This is a genomic window from Marinicella pacifica (assembly GCF_014636635.1).
GTDB classification, from domain to species: domain Bacteria; phylum Pseudomonadota; class Gammaproteobacteria; order Xanthomonadales; family Marinicellaceae; genus Marinicella; species Marinicella pacifica.
Map to the genome: position 1 here is coordinate 23,214 of NZ_BMEO01000013.1, position 17,179 is coordinate 40,392.

Consider the following 17,179-nt stretch of genomic DNA (forward strand, 5'->3'; position numbering starts at 1 on the left):
TATAAAAACACTTATGCCTACTTGGTTAAAGAACATGTTAAGACCGCCCTATAATTATGTTTTGAAAATCAGGCATCGTATGGAGCTTGATTATGATCAAAGGATTATAAATGAGACTAATCGGTTTGATTTGGTAGAGGATTTAAATGAGTTGCCGCCCATATTCCATTATTGGTCGAATCGTTATTTACGGCCTCAGCTGGAAAAATTTGGCTTCAGTCATCCGGATGGCTTTTTTGCGTATTATGCAAAAGAAGCTATAAAAACACACCACGGATCCATGCGGATTTTAAGTATTGGTTCTGGAAATTGTGACACAGAAGTACGATTAGCCAAAACCCTACGAAAAGAAGGTTTCCATGATTTTATTATTGATTGTATGGATATTAATCAAACCATGTTCGCGCGAGGTTTGAAACTGGCTGAAGAAGAAGGTGTTACCAATCATTTGAGGTTTCTAAAAGCTGATTTTAACAGCTGGGAGAGTCAGCAGTCTTATGGTTTGATTATTGCTAACCAAAGCCTACATCATGTGGTTAAACTTGAGCATTTATTTGCCGAAATTAAAAAATCCTTACCTCCTGAAGGCTATTTTATTACCTCCGATATTATCGGTCGCAACGGCCACCAGCGCTGGCCCGAAGCGGTTAAGGTTTTAAAGAAAATTTGGCAACAAATGCCGCCTCGTTATCGCTACAACCATCAGCTAAATAAGGAGCAAAAGAAGTATGTTAATCATGATTGTTCTTCAGACAGTTTTGAGGGTATCCGAGCGCAAGATGTTCTGCCTTTGTTAATCAAAAACTTTCACTTCGAAACCTTTATACCTTTTGCTAACCTGATTTTGATTTTCATTGATCGGGGCTTGGGCCCTAACTTTGATGTTAATAACCCTGAAGACATTGCTTTTATCGACCGTATTCATCAGCTGGATGAAGAACTGATGTTGGCAGGTACCATCCAGCCCACGCAACTGATGGCCGCCATGCAATTAAATCCCAGTGATAACTTGCGATTACGACATCCAAAACTAACGCCTGAGTTTTGTTTGCGTCAATAAATGAAAATTGTGAGTTTATCTATTGGTTGTTGGTTTATTAAATACATCGTTGATAAACTGGTCATTAATCGTTTTCTATTCCGGTAAATGAATAAATTCTTAATCTTAATTCTTTTGTTATTACTGCCATTCGGTTTTGTCAGTCTGTACTTTTCAACGCAATGGTTTATTTTGTGGCCTGCCAGTTTTCTTGTTTTATTAATCGGACTAGGGTTTTGGCTTTGTGCTGAGGAAAAAAAGCAACTGTTAAATGTACTTCTAAGAGGGGTTTTATTAGTTGTTTATTTTTTAACCCTTTTTGTATTTTTGTTTGAAATGGTGTTGATTGACTTTTCAGGTCGAGGTTTTACCGATGAGGTTTTTTTCCATATGGAGTGGGAATCGGTGAGGATTGGTCTGAATGATTACTTTTGGCTTCTGTTGAGTTTTTTTGTGCTTTTATTTTTTTATGTGTATTTAATAAGAAAAATCTATAAAAAACTCCCAACATTAAATCAACGATTGATTATCACAGTTTTAGCTATTGGGTTGACTCTGTTAATTTTACCTTTGACCGGCTATGCTCGGCTGTACAATTCTACCCTTGATTTTTTACGTATAGATGCATCGAACCTGGATGAACAACGTATTAAGCAGTATGTGGAATTAGGTGTCATGAAAAATGACCGGATTACACCAAGAATGAATTTACATGCAGAAACACAAGTTGGCTCAAAAAATCTAATTTTGATTTATTTAGAGTCCTTTAACGAGGGGCTCACTCAGCATCCAAAATTTCCTGATTTAACACCAAACCTAAATCAACTAAGTGAGCAGTTTCAGTCATTTAAACATTTGAGTTCTTCTTATGTAACCATTGAAGGCATTATTTCCAGTCAATGTGGCACTCTATTGCCGATGACCGCAGGCAATAATACCTTTTTAAGAAGTGGTCAGCTTTTATCAAGAATGCCTTGTTTGGGAGACGTGTTAAAAAAAGCCGGATATAACCAATATTATTTAGGCGGTGCCGCCATGGAGTTTGCCGGTAAAGGGCAGTTTTTTGAAGATCATGGTTATGATTATGTCTGGGGTTGGGAGTATTGGCGGGAACAGGGCATGAAACAACGGGCGGGTGTTTGGGGCTTAAGCGATACCGAGTTGTTCGAACAAGCAATTAAGGTGATTGAGACGGCGGACAAAGCTAAGCCCTATAATTTAACATTGTTAACACTGGGCACACATCTACCGGGTTATCCTTATGCGGAATGTTTGCCCTATAAGGAATCCAACGATAATTTTATTCATGCCATACACTGTACTGACCAGTTGTTGGGACAGTTTTTTGAAAAACTTAATGATAAAAACTTATTGGAAAATACCTTGGTGGTTATCGTGGCGGACCATGGCGTTTTTCCGACACCTGAAATGAAATCACTATTTGGCGATATGGTTGAGGATCGTACATTGATTGGCTTAACAAATTTTACGGAATCACTTCCTGATGAAGTATTATCCAGCTATGATTTAGCGCCCACAATTCTTGATATGCTGGATGTCCGCCACAATGCCGGTTTTTTATATGGACAAAGCTTGTTCTCAGATGCCAAAGCCAATCAAAAATATGCCACGCGTTATTCGGATTGGGACATTGAAAAAAAGACCATGATTGCTAACAAAGCCGGTGAATGTACAGTGGCAGCCAAACAACTATCCTGGCCATTAAATTCTTGTGATAAAAAAAGCTTATTAGCACAAACAAACAAATTGCTTGAATTTTATTCTGACAAAGCGCCAGAAGAGGTGCTTGGCTGTGAAGTAGACATTGAACTCAAGTCTAAAAGTCAATCCTCAGATAATAGTAACCAGCTTTTGATTGATGATATAAATCATTTTAAACACTTTTACTATGAGGGTTATTCACTTAATTATTTCAATTTAGGCAATGGTTTTTTTGTTTTTGAACTTAATGCAGATATGAAAATTATGGAGCACCGTTACTATAAAGACACCTTACTTGGTACACAGCAATTTTTAAAATGGCGGCATAGCAATCCCAATCACTTGTTGGTTGTGGTAAAAACAAGCAATAAAGAAATCTTAAAGAAATTAGCGATAAATCTTGATTATGAAGATATGGATATTCAGGTATTACAATACATTGGAAATTCATTAAAGAGTCATCATGCCTTAAATCTCGATGACTCAGCTTCTCTGACAACTTGTTTTTAGTGATGGTTTTAAGAATAGTTTATTTTGTGGGTTTAATTGCATTGTTGCTTGTTGTCAGTGCTGAAACAAATGTTCTTTATAACAAAGGTATCTTATTGGATAAGCCGGATTTTTATCTAATAATAATGGCTTCTTTGTGTTTGTTGTTGTTATTGCTCACTTGGCCGGTGGTTTCACGCAATAGGCTCAGTCAAATCATATCGATGACGTTAAAAGTTGTTGTCATCCTCTCGGTGTTTTTGTTGATTTTTATTGAATTGGCGATTGTTGACTTTGCCGGGATGGCCTTTGGGCAAGAGGTCATGTATCACACCAGTTTAGATGCTGTTATCTTGGGTTTAAAAGAATACAAGTATATTCTGCTTACAGTATTGGTTGTTGTGGGTTTGTTGACATGGTTTATGATGTCGGCAACACGACTGACGGGACATCGACTACAGTGGATAACTTTTGCGTTTAGTTTATTGGGCTTTGTTTTGTGGGGACACTTTACGGTCGTAGGCAGACTCTATAAAGCCGGCATGGATTATTATTCGCAAAGCCAAGTTAAAAGTATGTCGGCTGAAGAGTTACAAAAATTCGATTTTTTAGGTATTCAGCCTATTACCACGGATAAAAACAACATTAAGATACGGTCCAGTAACCACAAAAACCTGATTGTTGTTTATTTGGAATCTTTTAGTCGTGTCTTTACTGAGTCGAGCCGTTACCCAAACTTAACGCCTAATCTAAATCAATTTAAACAACGTTATCAGGAGCTCTATCCCTACATATCATCTGCGTCATTTACTATGGACGGTTTAATTACTTCTATGTGTGGATTTATTCCTGATATGCGCATGGGCAATAACACAATAGCTTCACAACAAGGTACTTATTCAGCTTTGCCATGTTATCCAGATGTGTTGCATAAAGCCGGTTTTACCCAGGAGTTTTTTGGGGGTGCTAAAAAGCAATTTGCCGGTAAGGCCGCATTCTTACTGGGGCATGGCTTTGATCGGGTAATTGGCTGGGAAGATTTTGTTGATTTACCGGAATATCAAAACGGGAGAAATCATAACTGGTGGGGGTTGAATGATGATGATTTATTCGAAAGAGCCTTTATCCGGGTCAGTGAACTGCATAAACAAGATCGACCGTTTCATACTCAAATTCTATCAATTGGAACCCATTTGAAAGGTTTTGTTTCGCCTTCTTGTGAGCCTTATTCAGAGACAAGTCATCGCTATATTAATGCCATTCATTGTACGGATCAGTTGCTTGGTCAATTTGTAAATCGTTTGGACGAGGCCGGTATTTTAGAAAATACCGTTGTTTATATAACCGGCGATCATGGTGTTTTTAGGTCTGATTTATCATTAGAGTTATTTGGTAAACAGGTTGAAGATAGGAATCTATACGGTGTCATAATTGACAAAAGTCCTCGGTCCTCAGTGCACGTTGAATCTTTGTATGATTTAGCGCCTTCTGTATTAAAGTTAGTTGGGGTTGAGCATAATGTTCAGTTTGTTTTAGGCCGTAATTATCCAATTAAAGACCGCATGGTGTTGGCGCGAAGCCATTTTTACAAAAACGGACAATTAATTGTACAAGATGACAATTGTGATACGCCTTCATCGATCAGCACGCAAGCCGTGAACGGATGCACTTTGAAGTCTGCATTGAATGCGATCAAAGGCCATACTCAATTGTTCAGCACAACAGATGGCATCGCTTTAACAGCCGAGTCTAAGTTAATCATTGGTTTTGAAAAAAGCTTAACGGGTATTGAGTCGATAAAATTAGACGGGTTAGATTTAAAAAGGCTGTTTAAACGTGACGGCTTTGCTGTACAGGATAAATATTATGGTTTGCCAGGGTTGTTTTATGTTGGTATTAATGAAGACATCAGAACGGCAGAAAATTTTGTGGTTATAAGAGCCGATAAAAATCCGAATCAGTTGTTGTGGAATCTGAAAGATGAATTTGAGCAAGGTTTTGTTTTGTTTGGCGCGAAAAACAGTGAAAATATGGGTATTTTAGAGCACTTAAAAAAAGAACATGAGCTTAGTTGTATGTTCGATCTTGTTTGTGTTTCGCAATTAACAGGTGCGGGCTTTAATAATGGTTATGAACAACCAACAGTTGAAATAAACATGAAGTCTTTGTTAACCGGTGGTAAATAAAAATAATAAATTTTACCATAGTTGATGACATGGACATTGAATAACAGGCTATCTAACATTATATTAAGAAGGCTATGTTAAAATGGCGACATAATTATAAAGAGTAAGGTAACCCATATGGCTAAATCACAAACATTACAAGATCCTTTTTTAAACGCGTTGCGTAAAGACCGCATTCCGGTGTCGGTTTTTTTGATGAATGGTATTAAATTACAAGGTGTTGTGGAATCTTTTGATCAGTTTGTTATTGTCTTAAATAACACCACTAATCAGCTGGTTTACAAGCACGCGATTTCAACCATCGTACCGTCAAAAAATATCAGCACTTATAAAATCCAGCAAGGTGAAGATTAATTGTCACCCAATTCAAGTCAAGCGGGCACTCGCCCGCTTTTTTTAATGCATGATTAAAAACAGTCAATTCATCCAAGCCGGTCACCCGACAGCGTCGACCTGGTCTGTTCATGCTGATTTTAAGGCCTCTTCGAATGTTTGAGAGATCCAAACGCGGCGATCGCGCCATTCTTTTATGCCCGGCACCGATGGAATACGAACGACGTTCGGATCATGCTGAGCACATGGCAGAATTTAAAGAATTGGCGTTAAGTGCCGGTGCCGAGATTCTGGATGTGCTGGTCAGCACCCGCCAAAATGTTGACCCTAAATTTTATGTGGGTTCAGGTAAGGCCGAAGAACTGGCAGCACTGGTAAAAGAGCATGAGGCTGATCTGGTGCTGGTGGATGCACCTTTATCGCCGGTTCAGGAACGTAACCTAGAGCGGCTGGTGCAGGCGCGGGTTTTGGACCGGCGGACGTTAATTCTGGATATTTTTTCGCAACGGGCACGTTCTTATGAAGGTCAGTTGCAGGTTGAGCTGGCACAACTCAAGCATATGTCCACCCGATTGGTGCGGGGTTGGACGCACTTGGAGCGGCAAAAAGGCGGTATCGGCTTACGTGGCCCCGGTGAAACCCAGTTAGAGACGGATCGTCGCTTACTCAATGCCCGGGTGAAGTCCCTGAATGTAAAGTTAGAAAAGGTCATGCGACAGCGTGAACAGGGACGCCGACAACGTAAAAAATCAGGTACGCAAATGATGGCGTTGGTGGGTTACACCAATGCCGGCAAATCCACTTTATTTAATTTGCTCACAGATGCCGAAGTGTACGCCAAAGATCAGCTCTTTGCGACCCTGGACCCCACCGTCAGGCAGTTTACCGCCATTCCCGGCAGTCAGGCGGTGATCAGTGATACGGTGGGTTTTGTGCGAGATTTACCCCATGAACTGGTGGCGGCGTTTCGCGCCACGTTGCAGGAAGCGGTGGATGCCGATGTCTTGTTGCATGTGATTGATGATGCCAACCCCGAGCACCGCGATCACAAGCGTGAGGTGTATCAGGTGTTACAGGATTTGGGCATTGAAGATATACCTATTATCGAAATCTATAATAAAATTGATGTATCCGGCAAACCGCCGCAATGGATTGATGGGGGTGATGACGTGCCGGATAAGGTGTGGTTGTCTTCAAAAACAGGTGCCGGGGTCGATTTGTTGCTGAAAGCCATTGAAGAACACATTCACAGCACCCATGTTAGTTTACGGTTTATACTGCCGGTTTCACAGGCGCGTCTGCGGGCGCTCTTTTACCAACTGGAGGCCATTAAGGATGAAACCATTGATGATGGTGGAAACTGGCATCTTGAGGTAGAATTACCGCTGGAAAAATGGCGACAACTGGCAAAAACAGCCGAAGACAACGCTGCGGATTTTGTCGCAACCTTATTAAAAAAACATCATCTTGAAGAAGAAAATAGCACAGATAACTGGTAACACTGGAGAAATGTATGCCCTGGAATGAACCCGGCAATAACAATTCCGGCGGTCAGGAACCGCGGAATAACCGGCCCAACAATAACCAAAAGCCCCCTGACTTTGATCAGATTATCAAAGATGCCATCCATTCCATTAAGCGCACCTTTGGTTTTGGGGGCGGTAACCGATCGGGGCAGTCCGGTGGCGGTCAAAGCGGTTCGGTGGCGATTGTTTTATTGATTTTAGCGGCGCTGATTTTGTGGGGGTCTGCGTATCGGATTGATGAATCTGAACGGGGTGTGGTATTGGTGTTTGGTGAATATTCTCACACCATGCGACCGGGTTTACGTTTTACCTGGCCCCAACCGATTGCCAAAGTTTACCGTGAAAACGTGGAAAAAATTCGTCAGGAAGACAACAGCGGTCAAATGCTCACCGAGGACAAAAACCTGATTGAAATTGATTATTCGGTGCAATACCGGGTGGACAAAGAACGGGTCAATGACTACCTTTTTAATCTGGCCAACCCTGAAAACACCGTCAGTCAGGCGGCTGAAAGTGCCATGCGTCAGGTGGCCGGTACCAGCACCTTGGATCACATTATTAATGAAAGCCGCACCGATGTGAATTTTGAAGTGCAATCTGAATTACAAAAAATGCTGAATAATTACAAGGCCGGGATTGAAGTGCGTCAGGTCAATATCACCGAAGTGCATCCACCGATTAATGTCAAAGAGGCCTTTGATGATGTGGTGAAAGCCCGCGAAGATCAGAAAACTTTTATCAACAAAGCCAATGAATACGCCAAAGGCGAAATACCCAAAGCTGAGGGTCAGGTGTTGAAAATCATTCAGGATGCCGAAGGTTATAAAGACGCCCTCATTGCTGAAGCCCAGGGTGAAGCAGAACGCTTTGATAAGTTGCGTCAGGCTTACGCACAAGCACCGGACGTGACCCGTCAGCGGATGTATTTAGAAACCATGGAACAGATCCTGGGCAGTTTGCCCAAGGTGATGGTCAGTGGAGATAATAACAACCAACTGATGTATTTACCCCTGGATAAAATGCTGAAACAACGCAGCAACAACCAGGTGTTGGACTTTGGTACCACCGTGGTCAGACCCGACAGTTCAGCCGGTCAGTCATCACAATCAAGCAACAGCAGTAACAGCTCGCGCTCAACCAACCGCACAGCACGGGGACGCTAACCATGAATAAAATCATTTCTTTGCTAATTGGTGTTTTGATTCTGGCGGTTTTGTCCAGCTTTTTTCTGTTTAAAATCAGTGAGCGTGAAACCGCCATTAAATTTAAGTTTGGTGAGGTGATTCAGGCCGGCTATGAGCCGGGTTTACACTTTAAGTGGCCAATCATTAACAATATCCGTAAGTTTGACAAACGGATTCAAACCCTGGATAACAAACCCGAACGGGTTTTTAATACCGACAATGAGTACCTGATGGTGGATTACTTTGTGAAATGGCGTATCAATGACGTGCGACTGTTTTACACCTCCAATGAAGGCTCGATTGCGCGTGCCAATGCCAACCTCGCCGGTGTTTTTAAAAATGCCTTGTTAGAGGAATTTTCGGTGCGTACCCTGGATCAGGTGATTTCAACCCAACGGGTTGAATTAATGGATAATCTGCAGACCATCACCGAAAGTAAGGCCGAGGATTTCGGCATGGATATCGTGGATGTGCGGATTAAACAAATCAACCTGGACCAGTCGGTGAATGAATCGGTGTACAACCGCATGCGTTCAGAACGCCTGGCCGAAGCGGCAGAGCACCGTTCAAATGGCACCAAACAAGCGATTAACATCCGTGCCACCACCGACAAGGCGGTACGCATTATGGTGGCCGAAGCGGAAAAACAAGCCAATTTGATCAAAGGTGAAGGGGAGGCAGAAGCCACCCGTATCTATGCGCAAAGCTATGAAAAAGACCCGGAGTTTTACAGTTTTTATCGCAGCCTTGAAGCGTATAAGAAAAGTTTTGATGAGGCGGGGAACAACATGATGATTTTGGATCCCGACAGTGAATTCTTCAAGTACTTCAAGCACACAAAACCTTGATAGATCATCCATTTTTAGCCGCCATTGCCCTGGTGTTGGTGTTAGAAGGCATCATGCCTTTTATCGCACCTGAGGCATGGAAAAAAATGCTGTTGAACATCAGTGAAATGTCAGATAAAAATTTACGCATAATGGGTGCCGTGATGATGATTGTCGGTGCCCTGCTATTTAAATTATTACAGTCGTGAGTACATAATGAGTCAAACAGTTGTGGTATTGGGCACCCAGTGGGGTGATGAAGGCAAAGGCAAAATTGTTGATTTGCTCACGGAGCAAGCGGATGCCGTGATTCGCTTTCAGGGCGGACACAATGCCGGTCACACCTTAATTATTAACAATCAAAAAACCGTTTTACATCTGATACCTTCGGGTATCCTGCGTGAAGGCGTTGCCTGTATTATCGGCAATGGCGTGGTCATTGAACCGGGTTCTCTGATAAAAGAAATCCGGCAATTAGAGGACACCGGCGTGTCTGTGCGTGATCGGCTGCTGATATCCCAGGCGGCGCCGGTCATTATGCCTTATCACATCAAACTGGATCAGCTGCGGGAAGCCGGTAAAGGCGACAATGCCATTGGCACCACCGGGCGCGGTATTGGTCCGGCTTATGAAGACAAAGTGGCACGCCGCGGTTTACGCATGGGTGATTTGTGCGACAAAGCAACCCTGGGTGAAAAGCTCAAAGAGGTCTTAAGCTACCATAATTTTGTATTGCAACATTACCATCAGGATAAACCGCTTGATTTTGATGCGGTTTATGAGCAAATCTGTGAACACGCTGATTTCTTACAACCGATGATCGCCGATGTCACCGAACATTTACACCGGCTAAAATCCACCGATAAAAAACTCTTATTAGAAGGGGCGCAGGGTTCCTTATTGGACATTGATCACGGCACCTATCCTTTCGTCACATCTTCAAACACCACCGCCGGCAGCGCCGCCACCGGCAGCGGCCTGGGTTGTACCGATATTGACTATGTGTTGGGCATCACCAAAGCATACACCACTCGGGTCGGGTCGGGACCGTTTCCCACCGAGCTGTTTGATGCCGACGGTGAAATGCTGGCCAAACAAGGGGTGGAATTCGGGGCCACCACCGGTCGGCCACGCCGCTGTGGTTGGTTGGATCTGGTGGCTTTAAAACGCGCCATTCAGGTCAATGGTGTCACCGGACTGTGCATCACCAAACTCGATGTTTTAGACACTTTTAAGGAAATCAAATTGTGCACCGCTTATAGCAATCAATCCGGATTCCCGCAATCTGCTGCTCAGTGGCATGCAGTTAAACCCGATTATAAAACGCTGCCCGGGTGGCAATCGACCACCCGCGGAATCACCGATTATGCGGATTTACCCGCAAAAGCTAAAGAATTGGTGCGCTGTATTGAAGACTTTACCGGTACGCCGGTGGCGATTATTTCAACCGGGCCTGAACGTAATGAAAATGTGATTAAAACCCACCCGATGATGGCGCGGACTTAATCAACGGGAACAGTTTCAGCCACTTTGGCCAGTTTTTTTAAAGCCATTTTGCGTTTCAGAACCGACAGGTGGTCTAAAAACACAATGCCTTTAAGATGATCCATTTCATGTTGAATACATACCGCCAATAAACCCGCTGCATTGAGTGATTGTTGTTGTCCTGCTAAATCCATGTATTCCACTGTGACTTGTTCTGCCCGTTTAACATCGGCATAAATACCCGGTACTGATAAACAGCCCTCTTCATGAACCTGTTCCCCGTTGCGGGCGGTGATTTTCGGGTTGATAAATACACGGGGCTCATTTCTTTCTTCAGAAATATCCATCACCACCAGTTGAATGTGTTGATTAACCTGGGTGGCGGCCAGACCAATACCGGGTGCGGCATACATGGTTTCTAACATGTCGCCGGCCAATTGTTTTATCTCTTCTGTCACTTTTACCACGGGTTTAGCCACCGTTTTAAGGCGTTTATCCGGTAAAGTGAGTATATTAAGTAAAGCCATGTTAAAGTCAATTGTCTGAGAAAAAAGGGTGAGACTGTTTTATTTTACCTGAGTTAATACCGTTAATTTAGGTTAAAACGCTTATTTTTCAAGCAAAATGACGGCTGAATCACAATTTTTGTTTAAATTTATCCCTAAAATGGCTAAACTAAAGTTTTAGCGAAATCAAAGAGTTGCTGATGATGTTTAAAAAACAACTTCTAATCATGGCCCTGTTTCTCGGTAGCACATGTCTGGTGTATGCCCAGGATGTGGAGTTAAAAGCCGATCATCCTGAGAAATATGTGGTCCAAAAAGGAGACACACTGTGGGATATCTCAGCGGTGTTTTTGAAATCACCCTGGTTGTGGCCCGAAATTTGGTATGCCAATCCTCAAGTTGAAAATCCGCATTTAATTTACCCCGGTGATGAATTGAATCTGGTGTATGTGGATGGTCAGCCCCAGATCACCGTTAACCGGTCACATCCAACCGTTAAAATGGGCCCGGAAGTGCGCACCATAGAACATAATCAGGCGGTGGAAACCATTCCTTTATCGGATATCGAACCGTTTTTGCGTGAGCTGAGAATCCTCAACAAAGAAGACATTGATTTGGCCGCCTATGTGGTGGCCGTCGAAGAGGGCCGTAATGTGGCAGCCACAGATAATCTTATCTATGTGCGGGGATTAAAAAATATCCGTCAGGGCGATCATCTGGCCATTGTGCGTCCCACCGTTATTTACCGGGAAGTTCCACTTAATTATCCCTGGGAAACATCGGATGAATTCAAAACCGAATCAGTGCCCTGGAAAAAATCATCGCCTCACACCACCGACGCGGTAATGTCACGGTTCTGGAAAAATTACATTGATCGCACCTATTGGGAAAGTGTTAAAATTCTGGGTTATGAAGTGGCTGATACCGGCGTGGCTGAAGTGACCCGGGTTGGTACCGGTGATGTCACCACTTTAGAGATCATTGATGTCAAAACGGAAGTGAAAAAAGGTGACCTGGTCTTGCCGATTGACGCGTTTAATTTTGATCCGTACTTTATGCCCAAAGCGGGCACCGCGGATGATGATAACATCCGGGTTGTGGCTTTAAATAACGCCCTGTTTGGCAGTGGTCGCCGTCAGGTGATTGCCATCAGTAAAGGTTACGGGCAAGGGGTTAATGTGGGCGATGTGTATTCGATTTACAGCCCTGAGAAAGTCATCCGTGATGAAATCATGCACCCCAAAAACGACCTCAAAACATTGTTTAAACCGTCCAAAGCTCAGGTGACTTTGCCAATGGAATACGCAGGTCACATCATGGTGTTTAAAACTTTTGAAAACATTTCATACGCCATCATCACCGAAGGTAACCGACAAGTTAAACTGTTCGATTACGTTAAGTTACCCTAACGGTGTCTGAACACCTTATCAAGGCCTGGTTGCACCTTTACCGTGCACCGGGCCTTGGTTTTTCCACCCTTGGTTCATTGCTGGATTATTACGGCGATGCACATACCATACTTCAGCAAACTCGTTTCCCCAAAGAACTGGGGCTTTCAAAACCCTTACAAAACCATTTGCAACACTGTCAGGACAATGACTTGACAGATGTTTTGAAATGGCTGGAAAAAGAACCCAATCATATCATCACCCTGGATGATGATTTATACCCGCCACAATTAAAGGCGACCGCCGATCCGCCAATCCTGTTGTTTGTCAAAGGCCGATTGTCGACTTTGCTGCTGCCCCAATTGGCGGTGGTGGGCAGCCGCCGCGCCACCCGTGGCGGACTGGATAATGCCCGGGCTTTTTGTTATGAACTGGCCAAAAAAAACTGGGTGATGACCAGTGGTCTGGCCGCCGGGGTGGATGCGGCGGCGCACCGTGCGGCACTGGATGCCGGTGGCGAAACGGTGGCGGTGATGGGCACCGGTATCAACCGCATTTACCCGAAAGAAAATCAAGGACTGGCTAAAGACATTATGCATCAGGGTGCGGTGATCACCGAATTTGATTTTAATGCGCCGCCCAAGGCCAACCATTTCCCGCAACGCAACCGCATCATTGCCGGCTTGTCATTGGGCACTTTGGTGGTTGAATCAGCCCAAAAAAGTGGTACACTCATCACCGCGCGCCTGACCTACGATATGAACCGCCCGGTGATGGCGATACCCGGATCGATTCATAATCCCATGGCCAAAGGCTGTCACTGGCTGATTAAACAGGGCGCTGCGCTGGTGGAGTCGGTGCAGGACATTGTGCAGGAGTTACAACCCGGCATGTCCATGCTGAGTGAACAGATTCGGCAGCAGATGGCAAAAGTCAGCAATTTCGAGCCTGAGAGCATCCCTCAACAGGTGGAACCGGACTTAAGCGACAGCCAACAACAATTACTGGCACATATTGACCACAACCCGGTTAGCTTTGATGATTTGGTGACCGCCACTCAATTATCAAGCGCTGAAGTCTCGGCGGACTTATTGATTCTTGAACTCAATGGAATTATTGAAAAGCAAGCCGGCGCCAAATACTTAAAACGCTGATAATTATGAAACAACATATGATGGATGTTCTGGTTTATGTTTTTGAAAATTACATGACCGAACAATACAATTTAAAAGAATCCGGACACCGGCAACTTATCATTAACGGGTTGCAGAAAATCGGTTTTAGTCCGGGCTTAATTGAAGACGCCCTGACATGGTTACAACAGGTCAGCCAATCACCCGGCACCCTACTTAAACAGGATGCTGCGTCATGTCGGCACTTCAGTGAAACAGAACGTCGGATGGTGGGAGATGAGGGCATCGATTTTATCCAATATCTGATGGCGCAAGGTATCCTCGACCACCACAGCCTTGAATTGTTGATTGACGGTTTACTGTATCTAAAGGCTGACAACATTGAGGTCGATGATTTACAATGGCTGGCTTTGATTATTTTATATTCACAGCCGGATCAGGAACAAGCTTTCGTCGACTTGGAACGCATGCTGTTTGAAGCCGCAGAAACCCGTGAACATTAAAAGCCTATGGCCAAAAATTTACTGATTGTAGAATCACCCGCTAAAGCCAAAACCATTGAAAAATATTTAGGCAAAGACCACAAGGTTCTGGCATCGTACGGACACGTCCGCGATTTATTGGCCAAAACCGGTGCGGTTGATCCGGATAATAACTTTGAGATGACCTATGTGGAGCCCGATGATAAGAAAAAACACATCGACGCCATCATCAAAGAAGCCAAAAAAGCCGACACCATCTATCTGGCAACGGACTTGGACCGTGAAGGAGAAGCCATTTCCTGGCACGTGGTGGAGATTTTAAAAGACCGTGGCTTATTGGAAGACAAAGACATTAAACGGGTGGTGTTCTCAGAAATCACCAAAAAAGCAATTCAGGAGGCCGTGGCCAATCCACGACAAATTTCTGATGAATTGGTGGATGCGCAACAAGCCCGGCGCGCACTCGATTATCTGGTGGGCTTTAATTTATCACCCTTGTTATGGAAAAAAGTGCGCCGCGGTTTATCCGCCGGACGGGTGCAATCACCGGCATTGCGCCTGATTGTAGAACGTGAAGATGAAATCAATGCCTTTAAAAGCCGCGAATACTGGACCATACACGGTGATTTAAAAAAAGGTGGACAGGCTTTTGAAGCCAGTTTAAACCAGTTTAAAGGCAAAAAACTCAAAAAATTTGACATTGGTAACGCACAAAAAGCCAACGATATTCTCAAGCAATTGCGTCAACAGGCCGGTTCTGAATTAACGGTCACCGAATTAACCCAAAAAGAACGCAAGCGCAAACCGGCACCCCCTTTTATCACCTCCACCTTGCAACAGGAAGCGGCGAGGAAACTGGGGTTCACGGCCCGCAAAACCATGCAAATCGCACAACAATTATACGAAGGCATCGCCATTAATGGTGAATCTCAGGGTTTGATTACGTATATGCGAACCGATTCGCTGAATCTGGCGGATGATGCGGTCAAAGAAATCCGCGGTGTTATTTCAGATAAATACGGCGCTGATCAAATCCCCAAAAAACCCAACGTCTATAAAAGCAAATCAAAAAATGCACAAGAAGCGCACGAAGCCATTAGACCGGTGTCCGCGGCTTTTACGCCGTCCGATATTAAATCGGCTTTAAACAATGACCAGTTCCGGCTGTATGATTTGGTGTGGAAACGCACCCTGGCTTCACAAATGATACATGCCACCATCGGCACGGTGGCGGCTGATTTTACTTTCGGTGATGACCATAACTTACGTGCTAACGGCTCAACCGTTTTAATTAAAGGCTTTTTGTCGGTGTACGAAGAAGGTCTCGATGATGTTAAAAAAGACAAAGAAAACCGTCTGCCAAAACTGGCCAAAGGCGACGTGATTAAGGTCAGGGAGATTATTGGCAACCAACACTTTACCGAACCACCACCACGCTATTCTGAAGCCACATTGGTCAAAGCGCTGGAAGAATACGGCATCGGGCGACCCTCCACCTATGCCAGCATTATTTCCACCTTACTGAACCGCGATTATGTGGAGCTGGATAAAAAACGCTTTATTCCCACCGATGTGGGTAAAGTGGTGGCGCGCTTTTTAGAAGCCCATTTTGATACCTATGTGGATTATGAATTCACCGCCAAACTGGAAGATGCCCTGGACGCGGTATCGCGCGGTGAAACCGACTGGAAACCGTTGTTAAAATCTTTCTGGGAACCGTTTATCGAACGGGTCGAACACAAAGAAGAATCAGTCAGCCGTGAAGAGGCCCAATACAAAAGGGAACTCGGCACCGATCCCAAAACCGGCAAGCCGGTCTCGGTGCGTATTGGTAAATACGGCACTTTTGTACAAATCGGTACCAAAGATGATGAAGAAAAGCCGCAGTTTGCAGGACTTTTACCGGGACAAAATCTGGATTCCATCACTTTTGAGGAAGCCATGGAATTATTTAAACTACCTCGCGATCTGGGTGAAACAGAGGAAGGTGAGAAGGTGTCTGCCAACATCGGACGTTTCGGCCCGTATGTGCGTTATGGCAATAAGTTTGTCAGCATTAAAGACGGCGATCCTTACAGCATCACCTTGGACGAGGCCCTTGAACTGATTAAAGAAAAGAAAATTGCCGACGCCAATAAAATCATTCAACAGTTTGATGACGGTATCGAGGTGTTAAACGGTCGCTACGGTCCCTATGTAACCAACGGCAAAAAGAACGGTAAAATCCCCAAAGACACCGACCCAAAATCACTCAGTCACGCGGATTGTGTCGAGATTCTGAACAAAGCGCCGGCCAAGAAAAAAAGGCGGCGTAAGAAAAAATGACAGCCATCGGTACAGCCGTCGATCAAGCTGTACAGGCGGTTCAACATGGCGGCCTGCTGGTTTATCCCACCGAAGCGGTTTACGGACTTGGCGGCGATTACCGACAAACCGAAGTGGTGAACCAAATTCTGCGTCTGAAACAGCGCCCACGGGAACAGGGACTGATTCTGGTGGCCGGTCATATCGGTCACATATTGCCTTTAATTCAACCGGTTTGTGGCGACCATCTGGCAGCTGCACTGCGCACCTGGCCGGGACATACCACCTGGGTTTTTCCGGCCAGTCGGCTGGTTCCGGAAGGTGTCAAAGGCCCCCATAACACGGTGGCTGTACGGTTGTCCGAACACCCGGTTGTGGTGGCAATCTGTCAGCAATTGAATCACGCGATTATTTCAACCAGCGCCAACCAACGGGGCCAGGCCACCCCCGTCAATATCCCTGAACTGGCTGCACTGTGGTCCAACCAAGTGGCTTATTACCTGGATTTACCGCTGGGTGGTTTTAATAAACCCTCCGAGATTCGTCGCGCCGGAGATGGTGAAATACTGCGTTAA

At 44.4% G+C, this 17,179-nt stretch carries 15 protein-coding genes; 14 read left to right on the top strand and 1 reads right to left on the bottom strand.

The window, feature by feature from the left end; all coding sequences use genetic code 11:
- The first annotated feature begins 79 nt into the window (after positions 1–79).
- The 9 genes from IEV16_RS11660 to IEV16_RS11700 all read left to right on the top strand — a co-directional run bounded on the left by IEV16_RS11660 (position 80) and on the right by IEV16_RS11700 (position 10,812).
- On the top strand, positions 80–1,060 hold the full coding sequence (locus tag IEV16_RS11660; RefSeq protein WP_188365892.1) for a class I SAM-dependent methyltransferase: 981 nt from the start codon (positions 80–82) through the stop codon (positions 1,058–1,060).
- Positions 1,061–1,147: 87 nt separating this feature from the next.
- Entirely contained in the window at positions 1,148–3,271 is a 2,124-nt protein-coding gene (locus IEV16_RS11665) for an LTA synthase family protein (protein ID WP_188365893.1), read from the top strand.
- A gap of 2 nt (positions 3,272–3,273) precedes the next feature.
- A complete protein-coding gene (locus IEV16_RS11670; protein WP_188365894.1) occupies positions 3,274–5,436 on the top strand; it encodes an LTA synthase family protein in 2,163 nt (720 codons plus the stop codon).
- Between the two features lie 117 nt (positions 5,437–5,553).
- Positions 5,554–5,790 carry an RNA chaperone Hfq gene (hfq, locus tag IEV16_RS11675; RefSeq protein WP_188365895.1) on the top strand — a complete coding sequence of 79 codons (237 nt, stop codon included), beginning with the start codon at positions 5,554–5,556 and terminating at the stop codon, positions 5,788–5,790.
- Positions 5,791–5,924: 134 nt separating this feature from the next.
- On the top strand, positions 5,925–7,268 hold the full coding sequence (gene hflX / locus IEV16_RS11680) for a ribosome rescue GTPase HflX (RefSeq protein ID WP_188365896.1): 1,344 nt from the start codon (positions 5,925–5,927) through the stop codon (positions 7,266–7,268).
- Between the two features lie 14 nt (positions 7,269–7,282).
- The gene (gene hflK, locus IEV16_RS11685) at positions 7,283–8,458 is read left to right on the top strand and encodes an FtsH protease activity modulator HflK (protein ID WP_188365897.1); all 1,176 of its coding nucleotides are present in this window, start codon (positions 7,283–7,285) and stop codon (positions 8,456–8,458) included.
- A 2-nt stretch (positions 8,459–8,460) separates the two neighbouring features.
- The gene (hflC, locus tag IEV16_RS11690) at positions 8,461–9,327 is read left to right on the top strand and encodes a protease modulator HflC (RefSeq protein ID WP_188365898.1); all 867 of its coding nucleotides are present in this window, start codon (positions 8,461–8,463) and stop codon (positions 9,325–9,327) included.
- Positions 9,324–9,515, top strand: coding sequence for a DUF2065 domain-containing protein (locus IEV16_RS11695; RefSeq protein ID WP_229728342.1), 192 nt, complete (start codon positions 9,324–9,326; stop codon positions 9,513–9,515). Before hflC ends, IEV16_RS11695 begins: the two co-directional genes overlap by 4 nt.
- A gap of 7 nt (positions 9,516–9,522) precedes the next feature.
- Entirely contained in the window at positions 9,523–10,812 is a 1,290-nt protein-coding gene (locus tag IEV16_RS11700; protein ID WP_188365899.1) for an adenylosuccinate synthase, read from the top strand.
- On the opposite strand, the gene def is transcribed toward IEV16_RS11700, so the two are convergent.
- Positions 10,809–11,318, bottom strand: a complete 510-nt coding sequence (gene def, locus IEV16_RS11705) for a peptide deformylase (protein WP_188365900.1) — start codon at positions 11,316–11,318, stop codon at positions 10,809–10,811. The two genes, IEV16_RS11700 and def, sit on opposite strands and share 4 nt — an antisense overlap.
- A 179-nt stretch (positions 11,319–11,497) precedes the next feature.
- Here def and IEV16_RS11710 point away from each other — a divergent pair, with 179 nt between their 5' ends.
- From IEV16_RS11710 to IEV16_RS11730, 5 genes are read left to right on the top strand one after another with little or no spacing between them, the layout of a single operon-like run.
- Positions 11,498–12,706, top strand: a complete 1,209-nt coding sequence (locus IEV16_RS11710) for a LysM peptidoglycan-binding domain-containing protein (RefSeq protein WP_188365901.1) — start codon at positions 11,498–11,500, stop codon at positions 12,704–12,706.
- A gap of 2 nt (positions 12,707–12,708) precedes the next feature.
- Complete coding sequence (gene dprA / locus IEV16_RS11715; RefSeq protein WP_188365902.1) at positions 12,709–13,839, top strand: DNA-processing protein DprA; 1,131 nt, start codon at positions 12,709–12,711, stop codon at positions 13,837–13,839.
- A gap of 5 nt (positions 13,840–13,844) precedes the next feature.
- Positions 13,845–14,321, top strand: a complete 477-nt coding sequence (locus tag IEV16_RS11720) for a DUF494 family protein (RefSeq protein ID WP_188365903.1) — start codon at positions 13,845–13,847, stop codon at positions 14,319–14,321.
- Between the two features lie 6 nt (positions 14,322–14,327).
- On the top strand, positions 14,328–16,625 hold the full coding sequence (locus IEV16_RS11725) for a DNA topoisomerase I (RefSeq protein ID WP_188365904.1): 2,298 nt from the start codon (positions 14,328–14,330) through the stop codon (positions 16,623–16,625).
- A complete protein-coding gene (locus IEV16_RS11730) occupies positions 16,622–17,179 on the top strand; it encodes an L-threonylcarbamoyladenylate synthase (RefSeq protein ID WP_188365905.1) in 558 nt (185 codons plus the stop codon). The genes IEV16_RS11725 and IEV16_RS11730 overlap by 4 nt, the downstream gene beginning before the upstream one ends.

Coding starts and splice junctions, on each gene's coding strand:
- IEV16_RS11660 (WP_188365892.1), top strand. CDS start 80: ATGGAGCTTGATTATGATCAAAGGATTATAAATGAGACTAATCGGTTT.
- hflC (WP_188365898.1), top strand. CDS start 8,461: ATGAATAAAATCATTTCTTTGCTAATTGGTGTTTTGATTCTGGCGGTT.
- IEV16_RS11700 (WP_188365899.1), top strand. CDS start 9,523: ATGAGTCAAACAGTTGTGGTATTGGGCACCCAGTGGGGTGATGAAGGC.
- IEV16_RS11710 (WP_188365901.1), top strand. CDS start 11,498: ATGATGTTTAAAAAACAACTTCTAATCATGGCCCTGTTTCTCGGTAGC.
- hfq (WP_188365895.1), top strand. CDS start 5,554: ATGGCTAAATCACAAACATTACAAGATCCTTTTTTAAACGCGTTGCGT.
- IEV16_RS11725 (WP_188365904.1), top strand. CDS start 14,328: ATGGCCAAAAATTTACTGATTGTAGAATCACCCGCTAAAGCCAAAACC.
- IEV16_RS11665 (WP_188365893.1), top strand. CDS start 1,148: ATGAATAAATTCTTAATCTTAATTCTTTTGTTATTACTGCCATTCGGT.
- IEV16_RS11730 (WP_188365905.1), top strand. CDS start 16,622: ATGACAGCCATCGGTACAGCCGTCGATCAAGCTGTACAGGCGGTTCAA.
- hflX (WP_188365896.1), top strand. CDS start 5,925: ATGTTTGAGAGATCCAAACGCGGCGATCGCGCCATTCTTTTATGCCCG.
- IEV16_RS11720 (WP_188365903.1), top strand. CDS start 13,845: ATGAAACAACATATGATGGATGTTCTGGTTTATGTTTTTGAAAATTAC.
- IEV16_RS11670 (WP_188365894.1), top strand. CDS start 3,274: ATGGTTTTAAGAATAGTTTATTTTGTGGGTTTAATTGCATTGTTGCTT.
- def (WP_188365900.1), bottom strand. CDS start 11,318: ATGGCTTTACTTAATATACTCACTTTACCGGATAAACGCCTTAAAACG.
- hflK (WP_188365897.1), top strand. CDS start 7,283: ATGCCCTGGAATGAACCCGGCAATAACAATTCCGGCGGTCAGGAACCG.